1 protein-coding gene is annotated in these 399 nt (G+C 72.9%); it reads right to left on the bottom strand.

Features of this window, described 5'->3' with window-relative positions:
- The coding region (locus AC2JF9_RS10115; RefSeq protein ID WP_500727509.1) for a PAS domain-containing protein at window positions 1-399 on the bottom strand (399 nt) is incomplete at both ends.

Raw genomic sequence — 399 nt, 5'->3', positions numbered from 1 at the left:
ACCTCGCCCCCGGCGTCGCGGCGCGGGAAGGCGCGCGACCGCGCCCAGCGGTAGCTTCCGTCGCGGCGCTGGATGCGATGCTCGACGTCATAGGGCTGGCCGCTCGCGACGCAGCGGCGCCAGGCCTCGAAGGTGCGCGCGCGATCGTCCGGGTGAAGCCCCTCCATCCAGCTTTCGCCGGTGCCGGGCGTCCCGGTCCACTCCATCCAGCGCTGCGACACGCGGTCGATCCGGCCGTCGGGGCGCGCGGTCCAGCTCACCTGCGGGTTGAGCTCCACCGCATGGCGGTAATGGTCCTCGCTCTCGCGCAGCCGCTGCTCGGTCTGGACGCGCTCGACCGCTTCCCAGACGCGGGAGGCCACGTCCTCGGCAAGCTCGATCTCCCAGTCCTTCCATCGC

Source organism: Lactobacillus sp. C449L (assembly GCF_059900815.1).
The sequence above is the reverse complement of the archived record's forward strand: the minus strand, read 5'-3'. Positions and strand labels throughout refer to the sequence as shown.